General features: G+C 71.2%; 19 protein-coding genes. 9 read left to right on the top strand and 10 right to left on the bottom strand.

Annotated features, from left to right (window positions below; genetic code table 11):
- The first annotated feature begins 20 nt into the window (after positions 1 to 20).
- Positions 21 to 161 (top strand): hypothetical protein, encoded by a 141-nt coding sequence (locus V4Y04_RS36080; RefSeq protein WP_332432483.1) that lies wholly within the window; start codon positions 21 to 23, stop codon positions 159 to 161.
- 69 nt (positions 162 to 230) lie between these two features.
- Here the strand turns inward: V4Y04_RS36080 and V4Y04_RS36075 are convergent, their stop codons facing one another.
- Positions 231 to 1,934: a hypothetical protein gene (locus V4Y04_RS36075; protein ID WP_332433131.1), complete on the bottom strand. Its 1,704-nt coding sequence runs from the start codon at positions 1,932 to 1,934 to the stop codon at positions 231 to 233.
- A gap of 280 nt (positions 1,935 to 2,214) precedes the next feature.
- On the opposite strand from V4Y04_RS36075, the gene V4Y04_RS36070 reads away from it, so the two are divergent.
- Positions 2,215 to 3,036: an SAM-dependent methyltransferase gene (locus V4Y04_RS36070; RefSeq protein ID WP_332432482.1), complete on the top strand. Its 822-nt coding sequence runs from the start codon at positions 2,215 to 2,217 to the stop codon at positions 3,034 to 3,036.
- A 179-nt stretch (positions 3,037 to 3,215) separates the two neighbouring features.
- Here the strand turns inward: V4Y04_RS36070 and V4Y04_RS36065 are convergent, their stop codons facing one another.
- Both V4Y04_RS36065 and V4Y04_RS36060 read right to left on the bottom strand, forming a co-directional pair.
- Positions 3,216 to 4,136, bottom strand: a complete 921-nt coding sequence (locus tag V4Y04_RS36065; protein ID WP_332432481.1) for a helix-turn-helix domain-containing protein — start codon at positions 4,134 to 4,136, stop codon at positions 3,216 to 3,218.
- A 192-nt stretch (positions 4,137 to 4,328) separates the two neighbouring features.
- Positions 4,329 to 4,559, bottom strand: coding sequence for a DUF397 domain-containing protein (locus tag V4Y04_RS36060; RefSeq protein ID WP_332432480.1), 231 nt, complete (start codon positions 4,557 to 4,559; stop codon positions 4,329 to 4,331).
- Positions 4,560 to 5,022: 463 nt separating this feature from the next.
- Between V4Y04_RS36060 and V4Y04_RS36055 the strand changes: the two genes are divergently transcribed.
- The 4 genes from V4Y04_RS36055 (at position 5,023) to V4Y04_RS36040 (ending at position 10,906) form a co-directional block, all read left to right on the top strand.
- Positions 5,023 to 5,568: a hypothetical protein gene (locus V4Y04_RS36055; protein WP_332432479.1), complete on the top strand. Its 546-nt coding sequence runs from the start codon at positions 5,023 to 5,025 to the stop codon at positions 5,566 to 5,568.
- A gap of 357 nt (positions 5,569 to 5,925) precedes the next feature.
- On the top strand, positions 5,926 to 8,652 hold the full coding sequence (locus V4Y04_RS36050; protein WP_443080224.1) for a SpoIIE family protein phosphatase: 2,727 nt from the start codon (positions 5,926 to 5,928) through the stop codon (positions 8,650 to 8,652).
- Positions 8,653 to 8,796: 144 nt separating this feature from the next.
- Positions 8,797 to 10,164, top strand: a complete 1,368-nt coding sequence (locus tag V4Y04_RS36045; protein WP_332432477.1) for an FAD-dependent oxidoreductase — start codon at positions 8,797 to 8,799, stop codon at positions 10,162 to 10,164.
- Positions 10,165 to 10,408: 244 nt separating this feature from the next.
- Positions 10,409 to 10,906, top strand: coding sequence for a lamin tail domain-containing protein (locus V4Y04_RS36040; protein ID WP_332432476.1), 498 nt, complete (start codon positions 10,409 to 10,411; stop codon positions 10,904 to 10,906).
- 20 nt (positions 10,907 to 10,926) lie between these two features.
- On the opposite strand, the gene V4Y04_RS36035 is transcribed toward V4Y04_RS36040, so the two are convergent.
- The 3 genes from V4Y04_RS36035 to V4Y04_RS36025 all read right to left on the bottom strand — a co-directional run bounded on the left by V4Y04_RS36035 (position 10,927) and on the right by V4Y04_RS36025 (position 16,383).
- Positions 10,927 to 13,299 carry a glycoside hydrolase family 65 protein gene (locus V4Y04_RS36035; protein WP_332432475.1) on the bottom strand — a complete coding sequence of 791 codons (2,373 nt, stop codon included), beginning with the start codon at positions 13,297 to 13,299 and terminating at the stop codon, positions 10,927 to 10,929.
- Between the two features lie 534 nt (positions 13,300 to 13,833).
- The gene (locus tag V4Y04_RS36030) at positions 13,834 to 15,540 is read right to left on the bottom strand and encodes a sensor histidine kinase (protein WP_332433130.1); all 1,707 of its coding nucleotides are present in this window, start codon (positions 15,538 to 15,540) and stop codon (positions 13,834 to 13,836) included.
- A 150-nt stretch (positions 15,541 to 15,690) separates the two neighbouring features.
- Complete coding sequence (locus V4Y04_RS36025; RefSeq protein WP_332432474.1) at positions 15,691 to 16,383, bottom strand: response regulator transcription factor; 693 nt, start codon at positions 16,381 to 16,383, stop codon at positions 15,691 to 15,693.
- A 507-nt stretch (positions 16,384 to 16,890) separates the two neighbouring features.
- Here V4Y04_RS36025 and V4Y04_RS36020 point away from each other — a divergent pair.
- The gene (locus tag V4Y04_RS36020; RefSeq protein ID WP_332432473.1) at positions 16,891 to 17,286 is read left to right on the top strand and encodes an STAS domain-containing protein; all 396 of its coding nucleotides are present in this window, start codon (positions 16,891 to 16,893) and stop codon (positions 17,284 to 17,286) included.
- A gap of 217 nt (positions 17,287 to 17,503) precedes the next feature.
- Complete coding sequence (locus tag V4Y04_RS36015) at positions 17,504 to 18,706, top strand: globin domain-containing protein (RefSeq protein WP_332432472.1); 1,203 nt, start codon at positions 17,504 to 17,506, stop codon at positions 18,704 to 18,706.
- A gap of 113 nt (positions 18,707 to 18,819) precedes the next feature.
- On the opposite strand, the gene V4Y04_RS36010 is transcribed toward V4Y04_RS36015, so the two are convergent.
- From V4Y04_RS36010 to V4Y04_RS35995, 4 genes are all read right to left on the bottom strand, one after another.
- Positions 18,820 to 19,194, bottom strand: coding sequence for a hypothetical protein (locus V4Y04_RS36010; RefSeq protein WP_332432471.1), 375 nt, complete (start codon positions 19,192 to 19,194; stop codon positions 18,820 to 18,822).
- Between the two features lie 85 nt (positions 19,195 to 19,279).
- Positions 19,280 to 19,798 carry a roadblock/LC7 domain-containing protein gene (locus tag V4Y04_RS36005; RefSeq protein ID WP_332432470.1) on the bottom strand — a complete coding sequence of 173 codons (519 nt, stop codon included), beginning with the start codon at positions 19,796 to 19,798 and terminating at the stop codon, positions 19,280 to 19,282.
- Between the two features lie 38 nt (positions 19,799 to 19,836).
- Positions 19,837 to 20,616 (bottom strand): hypothetical protein, encoded by a 780-nt coding sequence (locus V4Y04_RS36000; protein WP_332432469.1) that lies wholly within the window; start codon positions 20,614 to 20,616, stop codon positions 19,837 to 19,839.
- The gene (locus V4Y04_RS35995; RefSeq protein WP_332432468.1) at positions 20,613 to 21,017 is read right to left on the bottom strand and encodes a hypothetical protein; all 405 of its coding nucleotides are present in this window, start codon (positions 21,015 to 21,017) and stop codon (positions 20,613 to 20,615) included. The genes V4Y04_RS36000 and V4Y04_RS35995 overlap by 4 nt, the downstream gene beginning before the upstream one ends.
- A gap of 522 nt (positions 21,018 to 21,539) precedes the next feature.
- Between V4Y04_RS35995 and V4Y04_RS37970 the strand changes: the two genes are divergently transcribed.
- The gene (locus tag V4Y04_RS37970) at positions 21,540 to 21,806 is read left to right on the top strand and encodes a hypothetical protein (protein WP_443080146.1); all 267 of its coding nucleotides are present in this window, start codon (positions 21,540 to 21,542) and stop codon (positions 21,804 to 21,806) included.
- Positions 21,807 to 21,868: the final 62 nt, after the last annotated feature.

Below are 21,868 nucleotides of genomic sequence, written 5' to 3'. Positions count from 1 at the left end.
CAGACACTTCGGGGGAGCCTGTGTGGCATGTTCTGACCACCGACAGAACGACCACGCTGTGCGGGGTGGAGAAGGAGGACGAACCCCGTCGGCGGGACACGACGGACCGCCACTGCTTCCCCTGCATGGAGTCGTTCCAGGAGGTCGTGGAAGCCCACTGACAACCCCGGCACGCCGTTGGCCCCGGACGCCCCGGCGCCGGGGCGTCCGGCCGTACCAGGGCCCGTGACTCAGGCGCAGTGGCACCCTTCCCCACTGGTGCCCGCGTCCATGCCGGAGGCCGTGGGGCGGGTGTCCAGCCGGCAGAAGCAGGACGCCTCGATCGGCACGTCCGCCAACGCGGACGCCGCCTTGAGCTGTTGGGCCACGATCGCGGCCTCCCCCGCCCTGCCGGTACGTGTCAGGCACTCGTGGAGCCCGTGCAACGCCCATACGTTCCCCGGGTGTTGCAACGGCCGGGGCAGGGTGGGGTCGAGGCCGAGGTCCGCGCGGTAGACCGCCTCCGCGTCGTCGACCCGGCCCTGCTCCAGCAGCAGGGCCCCGTACGCGTGCCGGGTGGGCTGCATCCAGCCCCAGGGCTCGTCATAGGGGAGGTTGTCGTCCAGTTCGATGGACCGCTCCAGTGCGGCGAACGCCTCGTCGTAGTCGCCCTTGCGGTAGGCGAGCTCGCCGTCCAGCATCGCGGCCGCGATGGCGAGGATGTCCTGGCAGGTGTTGTTGAACAGCATCCGCGTCCGAGGCACCCGGCCCACCGCGGCGCAAAAGCTCTCCCGCTCGGTCTCGGCCCTCTCGACGTCGCCGGTCGCCGAGAGGGCCACGCCACGGGCGTAGTGGAGCATCGCGGTGGTCGCGCAGTACAGCGCCGGGTCGGCGGGGAACGGCAGCGCCAGGATGTCGTCCCAGCGTCCGAAGCGGATCAGGACGTGAAAGCGCATCGCCAGGAAACCCTCGAGCCAGTCGGCCATCGGCGGGCTCTGCACCCTGAGCAGTTCCTCGGGGACGGAGGCCTCGAGCTGCGCGGCGGCGTCCAGGGCGATCTTCGAGAGACCCGCGAACATGGCACCGTAGATCCTGAAGTGGTGGTTGTGGGCGCGGTAGAGGGTGTAGAAGTTCATGGCGCCGGCCCGCGCGAGGTACTTCTCGTCGGCGGCGATCGCAAGGGTGTTGTCGGAGACGACCCGGCGGTAGTCGCCGCACAGCACCTCGAGGTGCGAGGGCATGTGGTGCAGATGTCCGGCGTCGGGCACGGCGCCGCGCAGCCGGTCGGCGACCATGAGGGCCGCTTCCGGGGTGGGGGACATCTCCATCAGGTGGATGTACAGGTGCACGACGCCGGGATGCCGGGCACCGCTGTCACTGGTGAGCGCGCGGTCGAGCACGGCCTTGGCCTCCAGGGTGCGGGCGCCCGCGGCGGGTCGGCCGGTCCTCAGGTCCCACAGCTGCCAGGGGGTGAGGTTCATCAGGGCGTCCGCGCAGAGCACGGCGACGTCCGGGTCGTCGGGGGCGCTCTCGTACACCGCGAGCATGCGGTCCGCATAGGGCTCGTTCCACACCGAGCAATCCTCGACGGCGCGCCCCTGGGGGTAGCGGGCGCGCAGGGCGCCGATGAGGGCCCGCTCCACAGGGGTGGCCCCCGCGGCCTTCTCGTGCGCCGATTCGACCTCTGCATGGGTGCGTTCGACGCTGCGGACAAGGTCGTCGCCGTCGAAGGCCTCCCAGGGCTTGTTGTAGTTGGGGCCGAGGGCGTAGGCGATGCCCCAGTGCGCCATGGCGCAGTCCGGGTCGGCCGCGGCAGCCTTCTCGAAGCAGGCGACCGCCTCCTCGTGGTTGAACGCGTAAGTCCACAACAACCCGCGGTCGAACCAGAGTTGAGCCTCAGCCACGGCGGTCGTCACGGGGCGGCGGTAGGCGCCCAGGTCGTAGTAGTCGTCCATGGTGTCCATGGCTCCCTCCCGGGGAAGCGACTGAATCGGCCGACCGGCCTCGCCCACCACGCGCGCCGGCGGGGACGAACCCTACGATATCGTCACACCTGCGCCGATACGGGTGTTGACGCAGCGCGCCCGAAAAGCGACACTCCGTAATGACAACGATGGTCCAGCCATTCCTTCAGGGCCGTGTTCACCGATGGGCTGGTCCGACCCGCGCGAGGCTCCCTAGGATGTACTCCCTGGCCAGTCAGTCCAGTTGGCGCGGCATTCCACAGGGGGAACGATGCACACCGGCAATCAGCTGTCCACCGAGATCGACGCGACCGTGCCGACAGCCGCGCGCATGTACGACTACTACCTGGGCGGCAAGGACAACTACGCCGCCGACCGTGCCGCCGTGGAAAAGCTCGACGAGGTGGTACCCAGCACACGCCGCCTGGCCCTGAACAACCGGCGTTTCCTCCAGCGGGTCGTCCGGGTCCTCACCCAGGAGTACGGGATCCGGCAGTACCTCGACCATGGCTCCGGTCTGCCCACCCAGGACAACGTCCACCAGGTCGCCCAGCGCATCGACCCGACCACCCAGGTGGTGTATGTGGACAACGACCCGATGGTGCTGGTGCACGGGCGCGCACTCCTGGAGCAGGACAAGCGCACGGTGGTCATCCAGGCCGACATGCGGGAGACCGACGCGATCTTCGAGCACGCCGAGACGCAGCGCCTGATCGACCTCTCGCAGCCCGCCTGCGTGCTGTTCAACAGCGTGTTCCACTGCATCCCCGACAGCGACACCGACGGCCCGATCGCCGTGGCGCGCCGGGTCCGGGAACGGCTCGCGCCGGGCAGCTTCCTGGTGATGTGCCAGCTCGTCAGCGAGGACCCCGAGGTCCGCAGGTCCGTCACCGAGTTCATGGACCGGACGACCCAGGGGCACTGGGGCCGGGTGCGGCAGGAGAGCGACGTCGCCTCGTACTTCGAGGGCCTGGAGATCCTGGAGCCGGGCCTGGTGGAGGTCTCCACCTGGCGCCCGGACACGGAGGTGGCGCCCCGTCAACTGACCCAGGAGTGGATCGAGTTCGGCGGCGTGGGCCGGATTCCGCTGTAGGCTCCCGCGGCACGCACGCCGCCGACGCGCGGCCACGGACACGCCGACGCCCCCGCCCGCCCCGGATCACCAGGGCCGCGCGAGGGGCGTCCGTGTTGCGTTCCGGCCCTGGGTGCCAGGGCGTGTTTCGAAAGTCCCGCCTGCCCCGCGGGCGGCCGGCGCTACTCTCGAAACACGCCCTAGGCCTCCGGGTAGCGGTCCCGCATCGTGGAACGCAGCAGATCCAGGGATTCACGGGGTCGCAGCGCCTCGTCGGCAAGGCGGTCCAGCGCGATCCGGTACTCCTCCGTCTCGTCGAGGTCCTCGAGGAAGTTGGCGCTCCTGATGTGTTCCAGGTAGACCACGTCGGGCAGGTCGAGGCCGCCGAAGCGCAGATACGTCACCGGGATGGCGGGAGCCGACGCGTTCGTCACCCCCAACGGCACGATCTGCACCGTGACGTTGGGTCGCTCGGCCATACGTACGAGGTGGCCGAGCTGCTCACGCATCACCTCGACACTGCCCAGCACGCGCAGCAGAACCGACTCGTCGACGACCGCCCACAGTTGCGGGGCACCCTCCCTCATCAGCAACTCGGCCCGCTTCATCCGGAGTTCGACGCGGCGCTGCACCTCGCCCGCCGGCGCGTGGGGCAGGCCGCGCTCCACCACCGCACGGGTGTAGGCGGCGGTCTGCAGCAGACCGGGGACGTACTGGATCTCGAAGGTGCGAATGGTGGCGGCGGCCTCCTGCAGTCCGACCAGCCGGTCGAACCACTCGGGCATCAGCCGCTTGTCGTACCGCTGCCACCAGCCCGGCTCTCCGGCCCGCTGGAGCAGTTTGACCAGCACCGAGACCTCGTAGTCGTCGGTACCGTACAGCTCGAGCAGGGCCCGGATGTCGCTCTCGGTGGGCGGGCGGCGACCCTTGCCGGACTCGATGCGGGACAGCTTCGCCGCACTGAAGCCGACGGAGCGCGCCGCCTGGTCCTGGGCCAGCCCGGCGTCCTCGCGGAAGCCCGCCAACTGCACACCGACCAGCATCTTCAGCAGGGTCGGGGCCGGCTCGGGCCGGTCCAGATAGGGCTCCAGACGGGAGATACGATGCGACGCGGCGGACATCCTGACTCCCAGCAGACCGGCACAAGGGCGGTTTACACTATCGCAGCCCAACGTACCGCAGCCTATGTACCCCGCAGAAGCCTTACAGAAGTGGGTAGTTGAACTCCACTTCACCTCTCCGGCTCCACGTCGCCGCGACAGTGCGGTCCGGACCGCCGCACCGCGCCCACCGGTTCGCGTCGAACGGTCGCATCAGACCAGGTGGTCGAATTCGCCGTCCTTCGCCCCGGCCAGGAAGGCCGCCAGTTCCGCCGACGTGTAGACCAGTGCGGGCCCGTCGGGGTCACGGGAGTTGCGCATCGCCACACTCCCGTCGTCCAGCGGGGCCACCTCGACGCAGTTGCCCTCGGCGTTGCTGTGCCGGCTCTTGATCCAGCAGGCGTCCAAAAAACTCGCCCGCACTCCGTTCCGCGCTCCTGGCACCGCAGCCTCCTCGCTGTCCCTGTGTACCGCCGGGCGGTGCCCGGCCGTTCGCCGGGGCGGACCGAACCGGATCGCACTCGATCCGCCCCGGTCCGTCCCGAAAAAAACTTCACGCAATTTCTCGTGCAATTGCACACGCGTGCTCTCGGCGTGGATAATAGCCGGAGCGTCAACCCCCTTGTTGACGGCCCGTCCTGACGTCGTATCGGGGAGATGGCATGTCATCACCTGCGCACCAAACGATCCGGCCGACCGTCGGCTCCGCCGTACGGACGCGTGGCCACGACTCGGCCGCATCCGCCGGGTCCCTCCCGCTCGGCACGGTGCCTCAGCAGGCCGGGAGACCGGACACGGAAGCTTTCCCCGTGCCGGTGCCCCCGGCGGGCAGGACGGCCCGGGCCCGGCCGTCCACCTGACCATCCCCCCCCCACTCGACACGACCGCCGCGAAAGGCACCCACGCGATGCGCAGCGCTTCTACGGAACAGCCGAGCAGCGAGCGCCCTGTGCGCCCCACGCCCCCGACCGGAATGGCCCGCACGACACCGCTCACGTCACTGTCCCGTGTGCCGTGGCGCGACATCCAGGACTCCACCGGATCCGCGGCGGCCATTCCCCTGCTGCTCAACGGCATCGCCTGGGGGGACGCCGAAACGGCCCGGTCGGCCCTGGAGGATCTGCGGAAACGGATCTGCCAGTACGGTTTCGTGGTGGAACAGGCGACGGCCGCCACCGTCCCCTTCCTCTGGGAGCTGGCACAGCTGCCGCATGTGACCTGCCGTGCCGGAATCATCCAGTTGCTCAAGGCCATCGCCGATGCCCGGCAGTGGGAGAGCACCGCCGCCGCGTATCCCAAGCTGCTCAATCACCGCGAGAACCCGGTCGCCTGGGAGCGGGCCGCCCGGCAGGCGGTGCGCGCCCGGCGGGGCGACCTGAGCCGCCTGATGGACGACCAGGACACCAAGATCGCCCGTGCCACGACGGAGCTGGCCCGCGCGCTGGCCGAATGAGCCCCGTTCGAGCGCCGTGGGGGACGAGCGCCGAAGGGGCCCGTGGCACGGGGAGCGGACCGCGCGACCGGTAACGCACCACCGGTCGCGCGGTCCGTAGGGACCGCGTTCGTGAAGCAGCCCGTACCAGGAAGCGATCCGTTCCGCGCTGCTTCACGAAGCGGTACTTCAGGTGGGAGACGACGGGCGATTCGACCACCCTGACCACCTCGAGAGTCCGCCGCCCGGCGCTCCCCGCCTCGAAGAGCCGCGGCGGCCGCTCCTGTGCGGCCCGCTCGTTTCCCGGCCTCGCCGTCCCCGTCCGGCCGAAGGCGCGCGGTTCCGGCCTGTAGGTAAGCTCGGCACATGGTCCGACTGATGGGTCGATCCCCGGCCCGGTCGCCCCAGCGGCCCAGCACCACGGCATCCGTACGTCAGCAGCGGCAGGGAGGCGGTGGCGCGCGGTGGCGACCACCGGAGTGGCTCCGGTCCTTGCTGAGCGCACGCAGCGTCGCCGGACGGGTCTTCATCCTGCATGTCGTGATCGTGCTGCTGCTGGTCGTGTCCGCCGTGGTCGCGCTGGTGCTGCAAGTACGGCACGACAGCACGCTGGAGGCCCGCAGTCGTTCCCTCGCCGTGGCCGAGACCCTGGCCCACTCGCCGGGCATCGTCGAGGCGCTCGAGTCCCCCGATCCCACCCTTCTCCTCCAGCCGCGCGCGGAGGCCATCCGCAAACAGGCCGAGGTCGACTTCGTCGTCGTCATGAACACCGACGGCATCCGTTACACGCACCCCAGGACGGACCGGATCGGCAAGAAGTTCGTCGGCACCCTCCAGCCCGCGCTGGCCGGCCGGCCGGTGACCGAGGAGATCACCGGCACCCTCGGCCCGCTGGTCCAGGCCGTGGTGCCGGTGAACAACCCCGACGGCGTGGTGGTGGGTCTCGTGTCGGCCGGCATCACGACCGAGAACGTCGGCGGCGTCGCCGAGGAGCAGTTGCCGCTGGTCCTGGCCGCGGGGGCCGCCGCGCTCGTACTGGCCACCACCGGCGCGGCCCTGATCAGCAGACGCCTGCTGCGCCAGACCCACGGTCTGGGGCCGCACGAGATGACCCGCATGTACGAGCACCACGACGCGGTGCTGCACGCGGTGCGGGAAGGCGTGGTCATCGTCGACGACGACGGCACCCTGCTCCTCGCCAACGACGAGGCGCACCGGCTGCTCGGCCTGCCCGAGGACGCGGAGGGCCGCGATGTGCTCGACCTCTCCCTCGACCCCGCCACCGCCGCCCTCCTCTCCTCGGGGCGGGTCGCCACGGACGAGGTGCACCGGGTCGGTGACCGGCTGCTGGCGGTCAACCAGCGTTCCACCGACCGCGCCGGGGGCCCGCCCGGCAGCGTCGCCACGGTCCGCGACTCCACCGAACTACGCGCCCTCTCCGGCCGGGCCGAGACCGCGCGGGAGCGGCTCGACATGCTCTACGACGCCGGTGTGGGCATCGGGACCAGCCTGGACGTGGCCCGCACGGCCGAGGAACTGACGGAACTGGCCGTACCTCGGTTCGCGGACTTCACCACGGTGGACCTGTTCGAGACGGTGCTGGCCGGCGGTGAGCCGGACGTGACGGGGTCGGTGCGCCGCACGGCGTCGGCCGGCATCCACAAGGACGCCCCGCTGTACCCGGTGGGCACCCAGACCCGGTTCGTCGCATCGTCCCCGCAGGGCCGCAGCCTGGCCTCCGGACGGTCGCTCGTCGAGCCCCGGCTGAGCGAGGCCCCGGGGTGGCGGGCACAGGACCTGGAACGCTCCGGGCAGATCGTGGCGTACGGCATCCACTCGCTGATCACCGTACCGCTGCGGGCCGGTTCCCTGGTGCTGGGTGTGGTCAGCTTCTGGCGTGCCGAGAGGCCCGAGCCGTTCGACGAGGAGGAGCTGGCCCTGGCGGAGGAGCTGGTCGCGCGGGCCGCGGTGTCCATCGACAATGCCCGCCGGTACACGCGCGAGCACAGCATGGCGGTGACGCTCCAGCGCAGTCTGCTGCCGCGCAGCCTGCCCGAGCAGAGTGCCCTGGAGATCGCCTACCGGTATCTGCCCGCGCAGGCCGGGGTCGGCGGCGACTGGTTCGACGTCCTGCCACTGTCCGGTGCGCGGGTCGCGCTCGTGGTCGGCGACGTCGTCGGGCACGGGCTGCACGCGGCGGCCACCATGGGGCGGCTGCGCACGGCGGTGCACAACTTCTCGGCGCTCGACCTGCCGCCCGACGAATTGCTGGGGCTGCTGGACGAGCTGGTCGGCCGCATCGACCAGGACGAGACGGAGGACGAGCACAGCGCCCCGGTGACCGGGGCGACCTGTCTGTACGCCGTCTACGATCCGGTCACCCGGCGCTGCACCGTCGCCCGGGCGGGCCATCCGCCGCCCGCGCTGATCCGTCCGGACGGCACCGTGGAGTACGCGGAGGTGCCCGCCGGCCCGCCCCTGGGGCTGGGCGGGCTGCCGTTCGAGACGGCCGAGCTGGAGCTGGCGGAGGGCAGCCGGCTGGTCCTGTACACGGACGGACTCGTCGAGGACCGCGCCCACGACATCGACGTCGGTCTGGAACTGCTGCGCGAGGCGCTCTCCCGGGCCGGGGAATCCCCCGAGGACACCTGCCGGGCCGTGCTGGAGTCCCGGCGTCCGGCCAGAGCGCGGGACGACATCGCCCTGCTCGTGGCGCGTACGCGGGCGCTCGCCGAGGACCGGATCGCCCGGTGGCCGGTGCCGTCCGACCCGGCGGCGGTCGCCGAGGTGCGTGCCACGATCGCACGGAAGCTGTCCGACTGGGGCCTGGACGAGCTGACCTTCACCACGGAGCTGATCCTGAGCGAGCTGGTCACCAACGCGATCCGCTACGGCGGCGGTCCCATCGAGGTACGGATGCTGCGCGACCGCAATCTGATCTGCGAGGTCCTCGACAGCAGCAGCACCTCGCCCCATCTGCGGTACGCGACCATGAACGACGAGGGCGGGCGCGGCCTGTTCCTGGTGGCGCAGATGTCGGAGCGGTGGGGCACCAGGTATCTGCCGACCGGTAAGATCATCTGGTCTGAGCAGCTCATCCCGTGACCCACGGGGGCTGCCCGGGGATCCGCGCGTGAAGTCATAAGGTCCGCTTATGGGTCCATAGACCGGACCCGCGTACCAGGTTAGGTATGCCTTAGTTTAAGATTCCCGATGAGGCTCTTGTCATCGCTCGAAGGGAACCTGACCATGCCCCGCCCCCTGCGGGTAGCCGTCGTGGGATCCGGCCCCGCCGGGATCTACGCCGCCGACGCCCTGCTCAAGTCCGACACTGCCGCCGACCCGGGTGTCTCGATCGACATCTTCGAGCGCATGCCGGCACCGTTCGGTCTGATCCGTTACGGCGTCGCTCCCGACCACCCGCGGATCAAGGGCATCATCACGGCCCTGCACCAAGTGCTCGACAAGCCGCAGATCCGGCTGTTCGGCAACGTGGACTACGGCACCGACATCCACCTCGACGACCTGCGCGCGTTCTACGACGCCGTGATCTTCGCCACCGGCGCGACCGCCGACCGGTCGATGTCCTCCCTCCCGGGCATCGATCTCGACGGTTCCTACGGCGCCGCCGACTTCGTCTCCTGGTACGACGGGCACCCGGACGTGCCGCGCACCTGGCCGCTGGATGCGGAGAAGGTCGCCGTGCTGGGGGTCGGCAACGTAGCCCTCGATGTCGCGCGCATCCTCGCCAAGACGGCGGAGGAACTGCTGCCGACGGAGATCCCGCCGAACGTCCACGAGGGCCTGCTGGCCAACAAGGCGCGGGAGATCCACGTCTTCGGCCGCCGCGGCCCGGCGCAGGCGAAGTTCAGCCCGATGGAGCTGCGGGAGCTGGACCACTCCCCCAGCATCGAGGTCGTCGTCGACCCCGAGGACATCGACTACGACGAGGGTTCGATCGCCACCCGGCGCGGCAACAAGCAGGCCGACATGGTCGCGAAGACGCTGGAGAAGTGGGCGATCCGCGATGTCGGCGACCGCCCGCACAAGTTGTTCCTGCACTTCTTCGAGTCTCCGTCGGAGATCTTCGGTGAGGACGGCAAGGTGTCCGGCCTGCGTACCGAGCGCACCGAGCTCGACGGCACCGGCAACGTCAAGGGCACCGGCGAGTTCAAGGACTGGGACGTCACCGCGGTCTACCGCGCGGTGGGCTACCTCTCCGACAAACTCCCCAAGCTGCCCTGGGACATCGACTCCGGCACCGTGCCCGACGAGGGCGGCCGGGTCATCCAGGAGAACGGCGAGCACCTGACGTCCACGTACGTCACCGGCTGGATCCGGCGCGGCCCCATCGGCCTGATCGGACACACCAAGGGCGACGCCAACGAGACGGTGTCGAACCTGCTGGACGACTTCACGAACGGGCGGCTGCAGACCCCCGCGACGCCCGAGCCCGAGGCCGTGGACGCGTTCCTCGCCGAGCACTCCGTCCGCTACACCACCTGGGACGGCTGGCACAAGCTGGACGCGGCGGAGAAGGCGCTGGGCGAGCCCCAGGGACGCGAGCGCGTGAAGCTCGTCGAGCGCGAGGACATGCTGCGGGAGAGCGGCGCGTGAACTGACAGCGGTCGCAACGACGTACCACGGAGCGCCCGTTCGGTCCTCACGGACCGGGCGGGCGCTCCGTCATGTCCGCAGGACCCGTCGTGTCCGCAGGACCCGCTACGTCCACAAGGGCCGTGAGGCCCGTCCGGTCCGTGGGCCCCGGTCGGTGTGAGCACGAACAGGGTTGTGTACTATCCGGTTCTTCACCAGATAATCACATGATCCTCACGCAAGGGTCATGCAGGGGGATGAGTTCATGCGTATGCGCACCGCTGCCGTCGCCACCACCGCCGTCGTGGGGGCCCTGGCCGCATTGACGGCCGTCCCGGCACACGCCGCGGAGTACAGTTCCGCGCTCAAGGTCCGCGGCGTCCAGTACGACGCTCCGGGGCCCGACTCCAACAAATGCTCCACGGGCAACACCCGCCACGAGTACCTGACGATCAAGAACTACTCGTCGACGAAGACCGTGAACCTCAAGGGGTATGTCGTCAAGGACGCCGTCGGCAACCGGTTCGTCTTCAGAACCAACCACTACCTCCAGCCCCGTGACTACGTGAAGCTGCGCGGCGGCAAGGGCACCGACTCCGACAAGAACAACGTCGTCTACCGCAACAACTGCAACTTCATCTGGAACAACGACAAGGACACGATCTACCTCGTCAAGCCCACGGGCAGCCGCGCCGACGTGCACGCGTACACCAAGCGCGGCTCCGACCGGGACGGCAACGGGTACATATCGTTCCACAAGTGACCGCTCTCCCTGCCGGGCCGTCAGTCCGGCAGGGGCAGATGGCCCGTCTCCCCCGGCTGGAGGCGGGCCGTATGGTCCGGGAGGCGGACGTCGACGGGCCCGGGTCCCGACGACGGTACGGCGATCTCCAGACGTCCGCGTTCCAGCCGCAGCCGGACGCCCCAATGGCCTCGGTAGCGCAGGGTGAAACCGTAGGAGGACAGCTCCGGCAGGGGCACCGGGTCCAGTCGCAGGCCGCCGTCGCGCGTCTCCAGGCCGGGCAGTCCTCGCTGGACCAGGTCGAGCGTGCCGGCCATGGCACCGAGGTGGATGCCCTCGCCGGTGGTGCCGCCCTGGACGTCGGCGATGTCCCCGCGCAGGGCCTCCTGGCAGAACGTCCAGGCCTCGGCACGCCGGTCGCGGGCCAGCACCCAGCCGTGGACGAGGCCGCTGAGCGTGGACCCGTGGCTGGTGCGGTGCAGGTAGTGGTCCACCGTCAGCCGCCAGGTCGCCTCGTCCAGCTCGTACCCCAGCCGACTGAAGAGACCCTGGAGTTCGGCCGGGGAGAACAGATACCCGAGCATCAGGACGTCCGCCTGCTTCGAGGCCCGGTAGCGGTTGACGGTGTCGCCCTCACCCTCCAGGATCCGGTCCAGGCGCCGGATGTCCTCGTAGCGCCGCCGGTATTCCCGCCAGTCGAGCTCGGCGAGCTTTCCGTATCCCTCGAACTGGCTGATGACACCGTCGTGGAACGGTACGTGCAGGGTGCGGGAGACCTCCTCCCACTTCTCGAGTTCGCTCCGGTCCAGGCCGGTGCGTTCGTCGAGTTCCCGCCGCCGGGGCTCGGGCAGGGTGCGCAGCACGTCGAGGGTGTGGGAGAGCACCCAGGCCGCGGTGACGTTGGTGTAGGCGTTGTCGTCCAGTCCGGGCTCGGTGGCGTCGGGGTAGGCGTCGTGGTACTCGTCGGGGCCCATCACGCCCTTGATCCGGTACCGGCCCAGGAGCGGATCGTAGGCTGCGGCGTCCGACCAGAAGCGGGAGATCTGCAGCAGCAGTTCGGCGCCCTTGGTGTGCAGGAACTCGGTGTCACCGGTGGCCTCGCAGTACTGCCACACGTTGTACGCGATCGCCGATCCCACATGGTGCTGGAGGCGGGAGTGATCGGGCAGCCAGTGGCCCGACCGCGGGTTGAGGTGGAGATGCTGGGCCTCCTCCCGGCCGTCGCTGCCGCTCTGCCAGGGAAACATGGCCCCTCGGCGGCCCGCGTCCCCGGCGGCGGTGCGGGCCCGGTCGAGGCGTCGGTACCGGTAGTACAGCAGGGCCCGGGAGACCTCGGGGAAGTGCAGGTTGAGGTAGGGCAGCACGAACAGTTCGTCCCAGAAGACATGCCCGCGGTAGGCCTCGCCGTGCAGTCCCCGGGCCGGCACCCCGACGTCCAGGTCGGCGGTGTGCGGGGAGAGGGTCTGCAGCACGTGGAAGAGGTGCAGGCGCAGGATGGTGCCGGCCTCCCCGGGCACATCCAGTTCGCCCCGGCGCCACAGCTGGCCCCAGGCCGTCCGGTGGGATTCCAGCAGCTCCGCGAAGCGGGCGACGCGGCCCACCCGGTCGACGGCCGCGTGCAGGGGGTCACTGATGGCCGGATCGCGCGAGGTGTACAGCGCGACGATCTTGTCCACGGTCGCCGTGCGGCCCGCGGTCAGGTGCAGCCGGGTCAGCTGGACGGCCCGCGGGTTCTCCTTGCGGAAGGTGACGGGCGCCTCGGAGAGGAGCCGGGACGCGAGGGCGATCCGGATGTCGGAGGTACGGGTGCGGCAGTGCAGCCACACGGTGTCCGGTCCCGCGCTGCCGCTGTGCGCATGGGTCAGATGCCGGCCGTCCAGGTCCCGGTAGCGGGCCACCCCCGCGTTGGTGACACCGCCGTCGAGGGCCGCCTCGACCTCGAGTGCGCCGGGGTAGTGCCCCTCGGCCGTGAACTCGGTGCGCAGCGCGGCCAGGTGAGGGTCGCCCATATGCACCAGCCGTTCCTGACGCACCCTCAGCACCCGGCCCTCGCCCAGGTCGTACCGGGTCAGCCGCTCCAGCAGTCCCGAGGAGATCCGGAGGGTCTCGCGGTGGTCGAGCACGGTCACCGTGTCGGGGGTGAGCCACGGCCCGCCGGGCATCCGGAACCGCAGGGGCAGCCAGTTGGGCAGGTTGACGAGGTCCTCGTTCTCGATCCGCCTCCCGGCCACCTCGGAGATGAGCCGGTCGTAGCAGCCGGCCGCGTACGTTCCCGGGTAGTGCACGTCGTCGGCGACGCATTCCGGCAGCGCCCCCCGGGTGGCGAAGAAGCCGTTGCCGAGCGTGCACAGCGACTCCCGAAGGCGCACCTCGGCGGGGTCGTATCCCTCGTACTCCCAGGTCCAGCCGGTCACGTCGGCGCTCCTTCCCCAGGAGACCCAGCGGAGGATTCCGGTGGTCCCGCACGGGGTACCCCGTGCGGGACGGGAACACACACCGGACGGACGTACCTCCGGATCACCGGCGCGAAGCGCGTGTGCGGGTGGACCGGACCGAGCCCGGGGCCGACGGCAACGCGGTGAGGTGCGGTACCGGGCCCGCCAGCCCGGCGTGATCCGAACGAGAGAGGCCCCGGAGCCTGTCCTGCGGATCATGCCGCAGACGCGGGGGCCGGCATCCTCTCCCCCTCGAGCTCGTCGAGCAGGGGGCCCTCAGCGGCATTGTTGTCGGTTGCCGACTCCCCCGAACTCCCGGCTTCTCCCCCGGCCACCGCTGGGAGGTGCCCCCGGAGCGGGGAAGCCCCATCGCGTCGGCGCCCTCCCCGCCTTGCAGCTGAACGCTCCCCCGAGCTCTCGGCTCCTCTCGAACAGGGGGACCCCATGCGCAGAGGGACCCCCATGAACAGGGCTCGCACGCCCCGCTCGCCCCGGCTGGACAGATACCGCCAGTCACCCCCGGCTTGATCCGCCGGCCAGGCCCTGGCCCTCCCGCACGGGCACGCGCCACACCAGGGTGGTGCCACGGTCCGGGGCGCTGTCGATCTCCAGGCCGCCGCCCAGCTGCGCGGCGCGTTCGGCCATGTTGCGCAGTCCGCTGCGGCGGCCGCCCTCCGGGATGCCCACTCCGTTGTCGGCGACGGTCAGCCGCACCTCGCGGCCGTCGGTCTCGAGGGCCACCTCGACCCGGTCGGCACGCGCGTGCCGGGCGATGTTGGTCAGGGCCTCGGACAGGACGGCCACCAGATGGTCGGCGGTCTCCTTCGGTACATGGGTGTCGACCAGGCCCTCCATCCGCACGCTGGGCGCGAAGCCCAGCACGGGGGCCGTCTCGCCGACCAGCCGCACGGCGCGGGCCCGCAGTCCGGTCCCGGAGGCGGTGTCGTGGGCGCGCAGGCCGAAAATGGTCGATCTGATGATCTTGATGGTCTCGTCCAGGTCGTCCACCGCCCGGGAGACCCGCTCCGAGGCCTCCTTGTGATCGATGAAACGGCCGGCGCTCTGCAGCGTCATCCCGGTGGCGAACAGCCGCTGGATCGCCAGGTCGTGCAGGTCCCGGGCGATCCGGTCGCGGTCCTCGAGCACCGCGATCTGTTCGGCGTCGCGGCGGCGCTCCGCCAGTTCCATGGCCACGGCGGCCTGCGCGGCGAAGCCCTGCAGCGGCTCGATCTCCTTCTCGGAGAACTCGCCGTCGCCTGCGGCGCGCACCAGCAGGACGATGCCCCGTACGCCGTCCCCCGATCCCACGGGCACGGCCACCGCCGGGCCGAGGCCGGTGAAGCGCGGCGGTCCGGACGACACCCGCTCGTCGCAGGAGACGTCCGGGCTGGTGACGGGGGCGGCGCCGGTGAACGCCCGGCCCAGCAGGCTGTCGTCGACGGGGACGACGAGTCCGCGGTGGGCCTCCGCCTCCTGGCCCAGGGCGAGTTCCACGGTCAGCGATGCGGTGCCCTCCATCGGCACCGCCACCTCGGCGAGTGCCGCGCCGGTGATCTCCATGGCCCGTTCGGCGATCAGCAGCAGGGCCTCGCTGCCGCCGCCGCCGGACATCAGGGCATGGGTGATTTCCGTGTTCGCCTGCAGCCACCGCTCCCGCAGCCGGGACTCCTCGTACAGCCGGGCGTTGTCGATGGCGACGCCCGCGGCGACGGCCAGGGTCGACAGGACCGACTCGTCCTCCTCGTCGAACTGCGCTCCGGCACGCTTCTCGGTGAGGTACAGGTTGCCGAAGATCTGGTCGCGGACCCGGATGGGGACGCCGAGGAAACTGTTCATCGGCGGATGGTGGGCCGGGAAGCCGAAAGACGCGGGGTGCCCTGACAGCTTCGCCAGCCGCAGCGGCTGGGGGTGCCGGATCAGCTCCCCGAGGATGCCGTGGCCCTCGGGGTAGTGGCCGATGCGGGCGATCTCCTCCTCGCTGACGCCGACCGTGTGGAAGGCCGACAGCCGCTTGCCGTCGGGACCGATCACGCCGAGGGCGGCGTACTCGGCGTCCACCAGCACCGCCGCGGCGTCGACGATGCTGTGCAGGACCTGCTTCAGGTCCAGCTCGCGGCCCACCTCGAGGACGGCCTCCAGCAGGCTGTGCACCCGGTCGCGCGTGCCGCGGGCCGCGTCGATCCGGGCCTGGAGCTCCTCCAGCAGCTCGTCCAGCCGCATCTGCGGCAGCAGCGGACGGGGATCCCCGTCCCGCTCGGAGCTCTCCACCCGTGGTCCTCCCGTTTGCTCGCCCTACCGGCAGCGTGTTCCCGGCAGGTCCACGTTAACGGGCGCGGCCCGGCCTTCTCCCACCGGTCGGCGAACCGGGCGTCAGCGGCCCGTGCGCCGCAGCCGGTCCTGCGCCTGGGTGGCGATCACTGCGGCCTGGATACGGCGTTCCACCCCGAGCTTGGCCAGCAGCCGGGAGATGTGGTTCTTCACCGTCTTCTCCGCAAGATACAGCCGCTGGCCGATCTGCCGGTTGGTCAGCCCCTCGCCGATCAGGGCGAGGATCTCCCGCTCGCGTTCGGTCAGTCCGGGCAGGGCGTCCTGCTCCTTCTCCGGCTCCTGTTCCTGCCGCAGCCGGGCCATCAGGCGGGTGGTGGCGCTCGGGTCGAGCAGGGACTGTCCGGAGGCGACCGTCCGCACGGCCGTGACCAGGTCCGAGCCCTGGATCTGCTTCAGTACGTAACCGGAGGCGCCCGCCATGATCGAGTCCAGCAGGGCCTCCTCGTCGTCGAACGAGGTGAGCATCAGGCAGGCCAGATCCGGCAGCGTCGAGCGCAGCTCGCGGCACACGGTCACCCCGTCCCCGTCGGGCAGACGGACGTCGAGGACCGCCACGTCGGGGCGGAGCGCGGGGACGCGGACCAGGGCCTGCTCGGCAGTGGCGGCCTCACCCACGACGGTGATGTCCGGTTCGTCGTTCAGCAGGTCGTGCACTCCGCGGCGGACCACCTCGTGGTCGTCCAGCAGGAATACCCGGACGGGCCGGTCGGGTGCCGGCCTCTCGCTGTCCGCCATCTGACGCTCCTTGTCCTCATGTGCCGGGCCGTACGCCGTGTCCCGGTGCTCCCGGCCGCCGGGAGGTCCCTCACCGGAATCCTTCTCGATCCAGGGCCGAACGGCCAGGGCCGATCGGCCCTGATTCCTCCCGGGCCACCTGTTCTCCGCCGGGGTCCCGCGCTCTTCGACCGGCCGGCTCCGCCACCGCTCCGGACGGGCTCCGGAGATCGCGGGGCGTGAGCAGGGCCGGTCGGTCCGGATACCGGGGACCATCGGCATCTGGAGCGTGCCGGACGGCTGGGCCATCCTCGGAGACAGGAGCGACACCGATCCCCCGCGGTGTCGCTCCTGTCCACGGTACCGACGGTGGCGAACCGCCGGGCCGCCGGGCCGCCCCTCCGGTGCCTGCCCGGCGCCCGTACGCGGATGCCCTACCGGTCGGTAGCGCCATTCGGTGCCCGTGGCCCGCCGGTAGGGCCGCCCGGCCCTACCGGCGGGCTCGGTGGTGCGGGTTGACTGGCCGGTATGTCCGAAAAACACGGCAGGCACGCGGCGGAGCCGACCGAGCGGACGGTCACCGGAACGACGGTCGTCGCCCCGCGGGGTGAACTCGACCTGCTCACCGCGCCGGTCCTGTCGCAGCGCCTGGACGTACTGACCTCCGGCGCCTTTCCCGACCTGGTGCTCGATCTGCGCGCCGTGTCGTTCATCGACTGCTCGGGCCTGCGCGCGCTGTGCCGTGCGCGCCGGCGGGCCCTGTCCTGCGGCGGGCGGCTGCGGCTGATCACACGCAGCCCCGGTCTGCTGCGGGTCCTCCACCACACCCGGCTCACCGGTGCGTTCGAACTCCTCCCCCGCCTGCCTGCGGAGCTCGACCCGGCCGCCGCCCGCCCCACGGAGGGCAAAGGCCCCCGCCCCTGAACAACGCGCCATGAGTCCTGGGGCCGAGCCGACCGGCCCCATTCCCTGGGCGCCGCCCGGGACCGAAGGTCCTCTCCTTCCGGGCCGATGGGCCCGCAGCATCCCACGAGCAGCGGTTACCGCCGGAAACGCTCTCGTCGGATTGCTATACAGAAGGTGCCGCCGGTCCGGAACGGCGGCCCAACCTCCGTACTTCGTCATGTCGTTGGGAGACCTCATGCTGTCCGAAGAATCCGCCGCAGTGGTCCGGGCCACCCTTCCCGCCGTGGCCGGAGCTCTCGACGAGATCACCGCACGTTTCTACGGGGCGATGTTCCGCGACCGCCCCGAGCTCCTGGACGGCATGTTCAACCGGGGTAATCAGGCCAGCGGGGCCCAGCGCCGGGCGCTGGCCGGTTCCATCGCCGGTTTCGCGCAGGCGCTGCTCGCCGACCCGGACACCCGGCCGGACGCCCTGCTGGCACGGATCGCGCACAAACACATCGCGGTCGGGGTCACCGACGACCAGTACACGATCGTGCACAAGTACCTGTTCGGTGCGATAGCCGAGGTCCTCGGCGATGCCGTCACCCCCGAGGTGGCCGCGGCCTGGGACGAGGTGTACTGGCTGATGGCGGGCGCCCTCATCGGACAGGAGGCTCGCCTCTACCAGGAGGCCGGGGTCGCGCCGGGTGAGATCTGGCAGCGGTGGACGGTCGTCGAACGGCGTGAGGAGACCGCCGATGTCGTGTCGTTCGTGCTGCGCCCGGCCGACGGCGAACCGGCACCGCGCGCACGGGCCGGGCAGTACGTGAGCGTACGGCTGCGGATGCCCGACGGAGTGCGCCAGCTGCGCCAGTACAGCCTGTCCTCGGACCCCGGCGGCGATCTCCGCCGCATCACCGTCAAGCGGGTCGCCGGGAACGCGGAGGAACCGGACGGCGAGGTCTCCAACCTGCTCCACGCGCACACCCGCGCCGGTGACGAACTCACCCTGTCCGTGCCGGCCGGCGACGTGACCCTCGACGAGGCGGACACCCCGCTGGTGCTGGTCTCGGCCGGGATCGGCTGCACGCCCATGGTGGGCATGCTCGCCCGGCTCGCGGCGACGGGTTCGACGCGCCGGGTCCTGGTGCTGCACGCCGACACCTCGCCCGAGGAGCACGCCCTGCGCACCGAGGTACGGGCACTGGTGGAACGGCTGCCGGATGCCCGCGCGGTCTTCTGGTACGAGCGGCCGGGCGACGAGGAGCCCGGGGCGCGCGGCGGCCTGATGGACCTCGCCGGGATCGATGTCCCGGCGGACGCGTCGGTGTATCTGTGCGGCCCGCTGCCGTTCATGCGTACGGCGCGCGGCCGGCTCCTGGGCGCGGGCGTCCCCGCCCGGCGGATCAGCTACGAGGTCTTCGGTCCCGATCTGTGGCTCCCCGAAGCGGCCTGACCGCGCCGTACACCGGGTGTGGGCCCCTCCCGCGCAGTGCGCGGGAGGGGCCCACACCCGTCACGGCCGGGACCGTCGCGGCCCGGAGCGCTCCGGGCCGCGACGGTCCTGTCTCAGACCTCCAGATCGTTCTCGATCCGGCGCAGCTGGTGGCGGGCCATCGCCAGGTTGGAGCGGCCGCTGTCCAGCACCAGGTACAGGAACAGCCCGTTGCCGCCGCGTCCCTTGATCGGGCGGATCAGGTGGTACTGGGTGCCCAGGGTGATGAGGATGTCGTCGATCTCTTCCTTCAGCCCCAGAAGTTCCATCGTGCGCAGTTTCGAGCGCACGACGTCGGTGTTGCCCGCGGCGGCGACCTCCAGGTTGAAGTTCTTGCCACCGCCGATCGTGCCGAGCGCCATGCCACTGGTGTAGTCGACGAGTGCGGCGGCCGTGGCGCCGTCGATGGAGCTGAGGCAGTCCTTGAGCGAGGTCTCGGTGTTGGCCATGAGAGGTGTCCTTTCGGTCGTGGTGGTTGTTCCGGTCGGCCACCAGGTGGTGTCACGGGGGCCGGCCGAGGGGAAAAGCCTGGATTCAGCCGCCGGGCTGGGGCCGGGGCTGGTGTGTCGGCCGCTGCGGGGTGCGCACCGGCAGGGTGCCGATCCGGCGGTCGGCGTCCTGGGACGACGGGACGTGCACGTCGAGCGCCGCGCGCTCCGCGTGCCTGCCACCGTCCGGACCGACACGGGTGTCGATGAGTTCCGCGATCCGCGCACCGCTGCGCCGGCCCTCCAGATGCAGCCGGCCCACGTTGACCCGGTCGTCGGCGAGCAGGGTGAGTACCGCGGTGCTTCCGGCCGCGTAGGTCGCCACGTATCCCCGGGTGCCGCGCACCAGCAGTTCGCGGAACTCGCCACGGGCGGCGGCATCCGTCATCCGGTACGCGACCCCGAGCGCGGCGGCGGTCAGCGCGGCCAGGCCCTCCGGCTCGGTGTCGGGCACGTCGTGGGCGAGGACGAGTCCGTCGACGGTGGCCGCGAGCGACCCCGCCAGCCGGGGGATCCGGGTACGGAGCCGACGCAGTTCGTCCAGCACGTCGGTCTCGACGGCCATGAGCAGTCTCCTTTCGGCACGCTGTCGACGCGCGCGGATCACAGGTCCTCCAAGGCATCCAGGAGCCGTCGCAGCAGCGCCGTGTCGGGCTCGTCCCACGCAGCGCCGGATGCGCCGGTGCCCGGACCGGCGGAGACGACGGGCGGGGGCGGTGCGGGGGTGATCAGTCCGTCGGCGGCCAGGCGGCGCAGCTCGACGAGGGTGTGGAAGGTGCGGCACGCGAGGGCCGAGGCGATCTGCGCGGCGGTGCTGGCGCCGTCGACCCGGGCGAGGGTCCGGCCGCGGCGCGGCGGCAGGTCCGCCGGATCGGCACCGGGTAAGCGGGTGAGCGGGGCGGTGTCGACGGCGGGGTCGGGCCAGATGCGGTCCAGCAGGTCACGGCGGCGCCGCGACTCGCGCAGCACGCCGGCCACCGGGACGGGGCGGACCGCGCCGAACCAGTGGGCGGCCTCGGGTCTGAAGCGGAGCGCGGCGGTGTCCTGGGCGAGCGCGAAGTACGCGGCGTCGAAGAGCGCGCCCAGGTGGCACAGCTCCAGCGCGCCGGCGGTGAGCCGACCGCTGTCCACGAGCTGGCGGCCGACGCGGTGGCGGGCACCGGCCCGCTCGACCGCCTCCCACCAGCCGTCGGCGGGGAGCGCGCCGCTGCCGGTGAGCAGATCGCCGAGGTCGGGGCTGTACGCGGATTCGACGTGGACGATGTGCCCCGCCGCCAGGTAGAAGACCCCGGACTCGGTGGAGAGGGCTCCGGTGGCGCGGTCGGCCGCGAGGCTGCCGAGCATGGCGGGCGCCGATCCCTCGGTGGCTGCCACGGTGGTCATCCGAGCACCAGCCGGTCCGCCATCTCGGCCAGCCGGATGCGGGCCAGGGCCAGGTTGCCTTCGCCTCGGTCGAGCCACAGGTACAGGAACACGGTGCTGTCGAAGGTCGTGATCACGAACCGGAGCAGGTGGTACGCCTCGACGGTGGTGAGGATCAGGTCCTGGACGGGCGGTTCCTTGCCGGACAGGACGGACGCCGCACCGCCGGCCGGTGCGAGTGTGCCGCTCTCCATGGCGAGACGGGCGAGTTCGGCGGTCTCCGCCGCCGTGGCCTCCGGGTCGTCGCCCGGTGCCTCGCCCACCGCGCCGAGCGCGAGTCCACTGATCCAGTCGACCACCAGCGCTCCTCGCGCACCGGGCAGTCGCATGGCTTCCAGCAGGCTCTCATCGATTCCGGGCACGCCGGATCCCCCTCCATCACACGGCAGTACCGCGAACGTGACCTCGAAGCTACGCTGTGTGCTCGACCGAGGTGTGGGCTTTGGTGTTTTCCTTTGGAATATGCGACATGGGCCCTTCGACGCTGGTACCGTCGGCGCTTTTCGAGGTCGGGCACGACCGCTGGGAGGGGCTCCCGGAGCGGCGGGGCGCGGGCAGGGCCTTCCCCTGTGCGGATGGTGGGCCGGCCCTGCTCGCGGGGACCCATTGTGGTGACCGGACATCGCCGCGACCACGGGTGACGGCCTCCACCATGTGTGCGCTCCGCACACCCCGTGCGCACAGGCGCACATGGCACATGGGGATGACACGTACGGGGGTGACACGTGCCATATGAGGGCCCGCCGCACGGGTGGCGGGAACGAGAAACGCCGTCCGGCGTTCCACCCGTGTCGGTCCCACCGTCCGCCAGCGACGACAATGGCAGGAAGCACGTGCCCCCGTTCACCCCTGGACCCATGCCTGTCTCACGCACAACCCGCTCCATGGTCCCGCCCTCCGTCTGGCTGACCGCCGGCCGGTACTCCGGGACCTCCGCACACGACGTACTCCGGCGCACCCTGCACCGGCTGAAGGGCAGCGGGGACATCGACTCCTTCCTGGAACTGCCCGAAGAACCGCCCGGGGCAGGGCCGAAGCCGCGGCACGACGCACCGGACCTGGTGTTCCAGGCCCGGGTCCGGGTCGACGGCCCGGTGACCGTACGCGCCCGGCTGAGTGTCGGACCCGGTACCGGCGGAGGCCGGCCCTAGGTCCTGGTCGCCGAGGCCGAACAGCCGTGGGACCTCATGTGGCCGTCCCCCACCGGCGTGTT

This window comes from Streptomyces sp. P9-A2 (assembly GCF_036634175.1).
GTDB lineage: Bacteria > Actinomycetota > Actinomycetes > Streptomycetales > Streptomycetaceae > Streptomyces > Streptomyces pratens.
Note: the sequence above shows the minus strand (reverse complement) of the source record. Positions and strands in the feature narration are given on the sequence as shown.

Bases quoted from the DNA above. Each gene is read 5' to 3' on its own strand.
- V4Y04_RS36020 (WP_332432473.1), top strand. From the start codon at position 16,891: ATGTCCGAAAAACACGGCAGGCACGCGGCGGAGCCGACCGAGCGGACG.
- V4Y04_RS36010 (WP_332432471.1), bottom strand. From the start codon at position 19,194: ATGGCCAACACCGAGACCTCGCTCAAGGACTGCCTCAGCTCCATCGAC.
- V4Y04_RS36015 (WP_332432472.1), top strand. From the start codon at position 17,504: ATGCTGTCCGAAGAATCCGCCGCAGTGGTCCGGGCCACCCTTCCCGCC.
- V4Y04_RS36055 (WP_332432479.1), top strand. From the start codon at position 5,023: ATGCGCAGCGCTTCTACGGAACAGCCGAGCAGCGAGCGCCCTGTGCGC.
- V4Y04_RS37970 (WP_443080146.1), top strand. From the start codon at position 21,540: ATGGTCCCGCCCTCCGTCTGGCTGACCGCCGGCCGGTACTCCGGGACC.
- V4Y04_RS36070 (WP_332432482.1), top strand. From the start codon at position 2,215: ATGCACACCGGCAATCAGCTGTCCACCGAGATCGACGCGACCGTGCCG.
- V4Y04_RS36075 (WP_332433131.1), bottom strand. From the start codon at position 1,934: ATGGACGACTACTACGACCTGGGCGCCTACCGCCGCCCCGTGACGACC.
- V4Y04_RS36005 (WP_332432470.1), bottom strand. From the start codon at position 19,798: ATGGCCGTCGAGACCGACGTGCTGGACGAACTGCGTCGGCTCCGTACC.
- V4Y04_RS36065 (WP_332432481.1), bottom strand. From the start codon at position 4,136: ATGTCCGCCGCGTCGCATCGTATCTCCCGTCTGGAGCCCTATCTGGAC.
- V4Y04_RS36050 (WP_443080224.1), top strand. From the start codon at position 5,926: ATGGGTCGATCCCCGGCCCGGTCGCCCCAGCGGCCCAGCACCACGGCA.
- V4Y04_RS36045 (WP_332432477.1), top strand. From the start codon at position 8,797: ATGCCCCGCCCCCTGCGGGTAGCCGTCGTGGGATCCGGCCCCGCCGGG.
- V4Y04_RS36030 (WP_332433130.1), bottom strand. From the start codon at position 15,540: ATGCGGCTGGACGAGCTGCTGGAGGAGCTCCAGGCCCGGATCGACGCG.
- V4Y04_RS36025 (WP_332432474.1), bottom strand. From the start codon at position 16,383: ATGGCGGACAGCGAGAGGCCGGCACCCGACCGGCCCGTCCGGGTATTC.
- V4Y04_RS36040 (WP_332432476.1), top strand. From the start codon at position 10,409: ATGCGTATGCGCACCGCTGCCGTCGCCACCACCGCCGTCGTGGGGGCC.
- V4Y04_RS36000 (WP_332432469.1), bottom strand. From the start codon at position 20,616: ATGACCACCGTGGCAGCCACCGAGGGATCGGCGCCCGCCATGCTCGGC.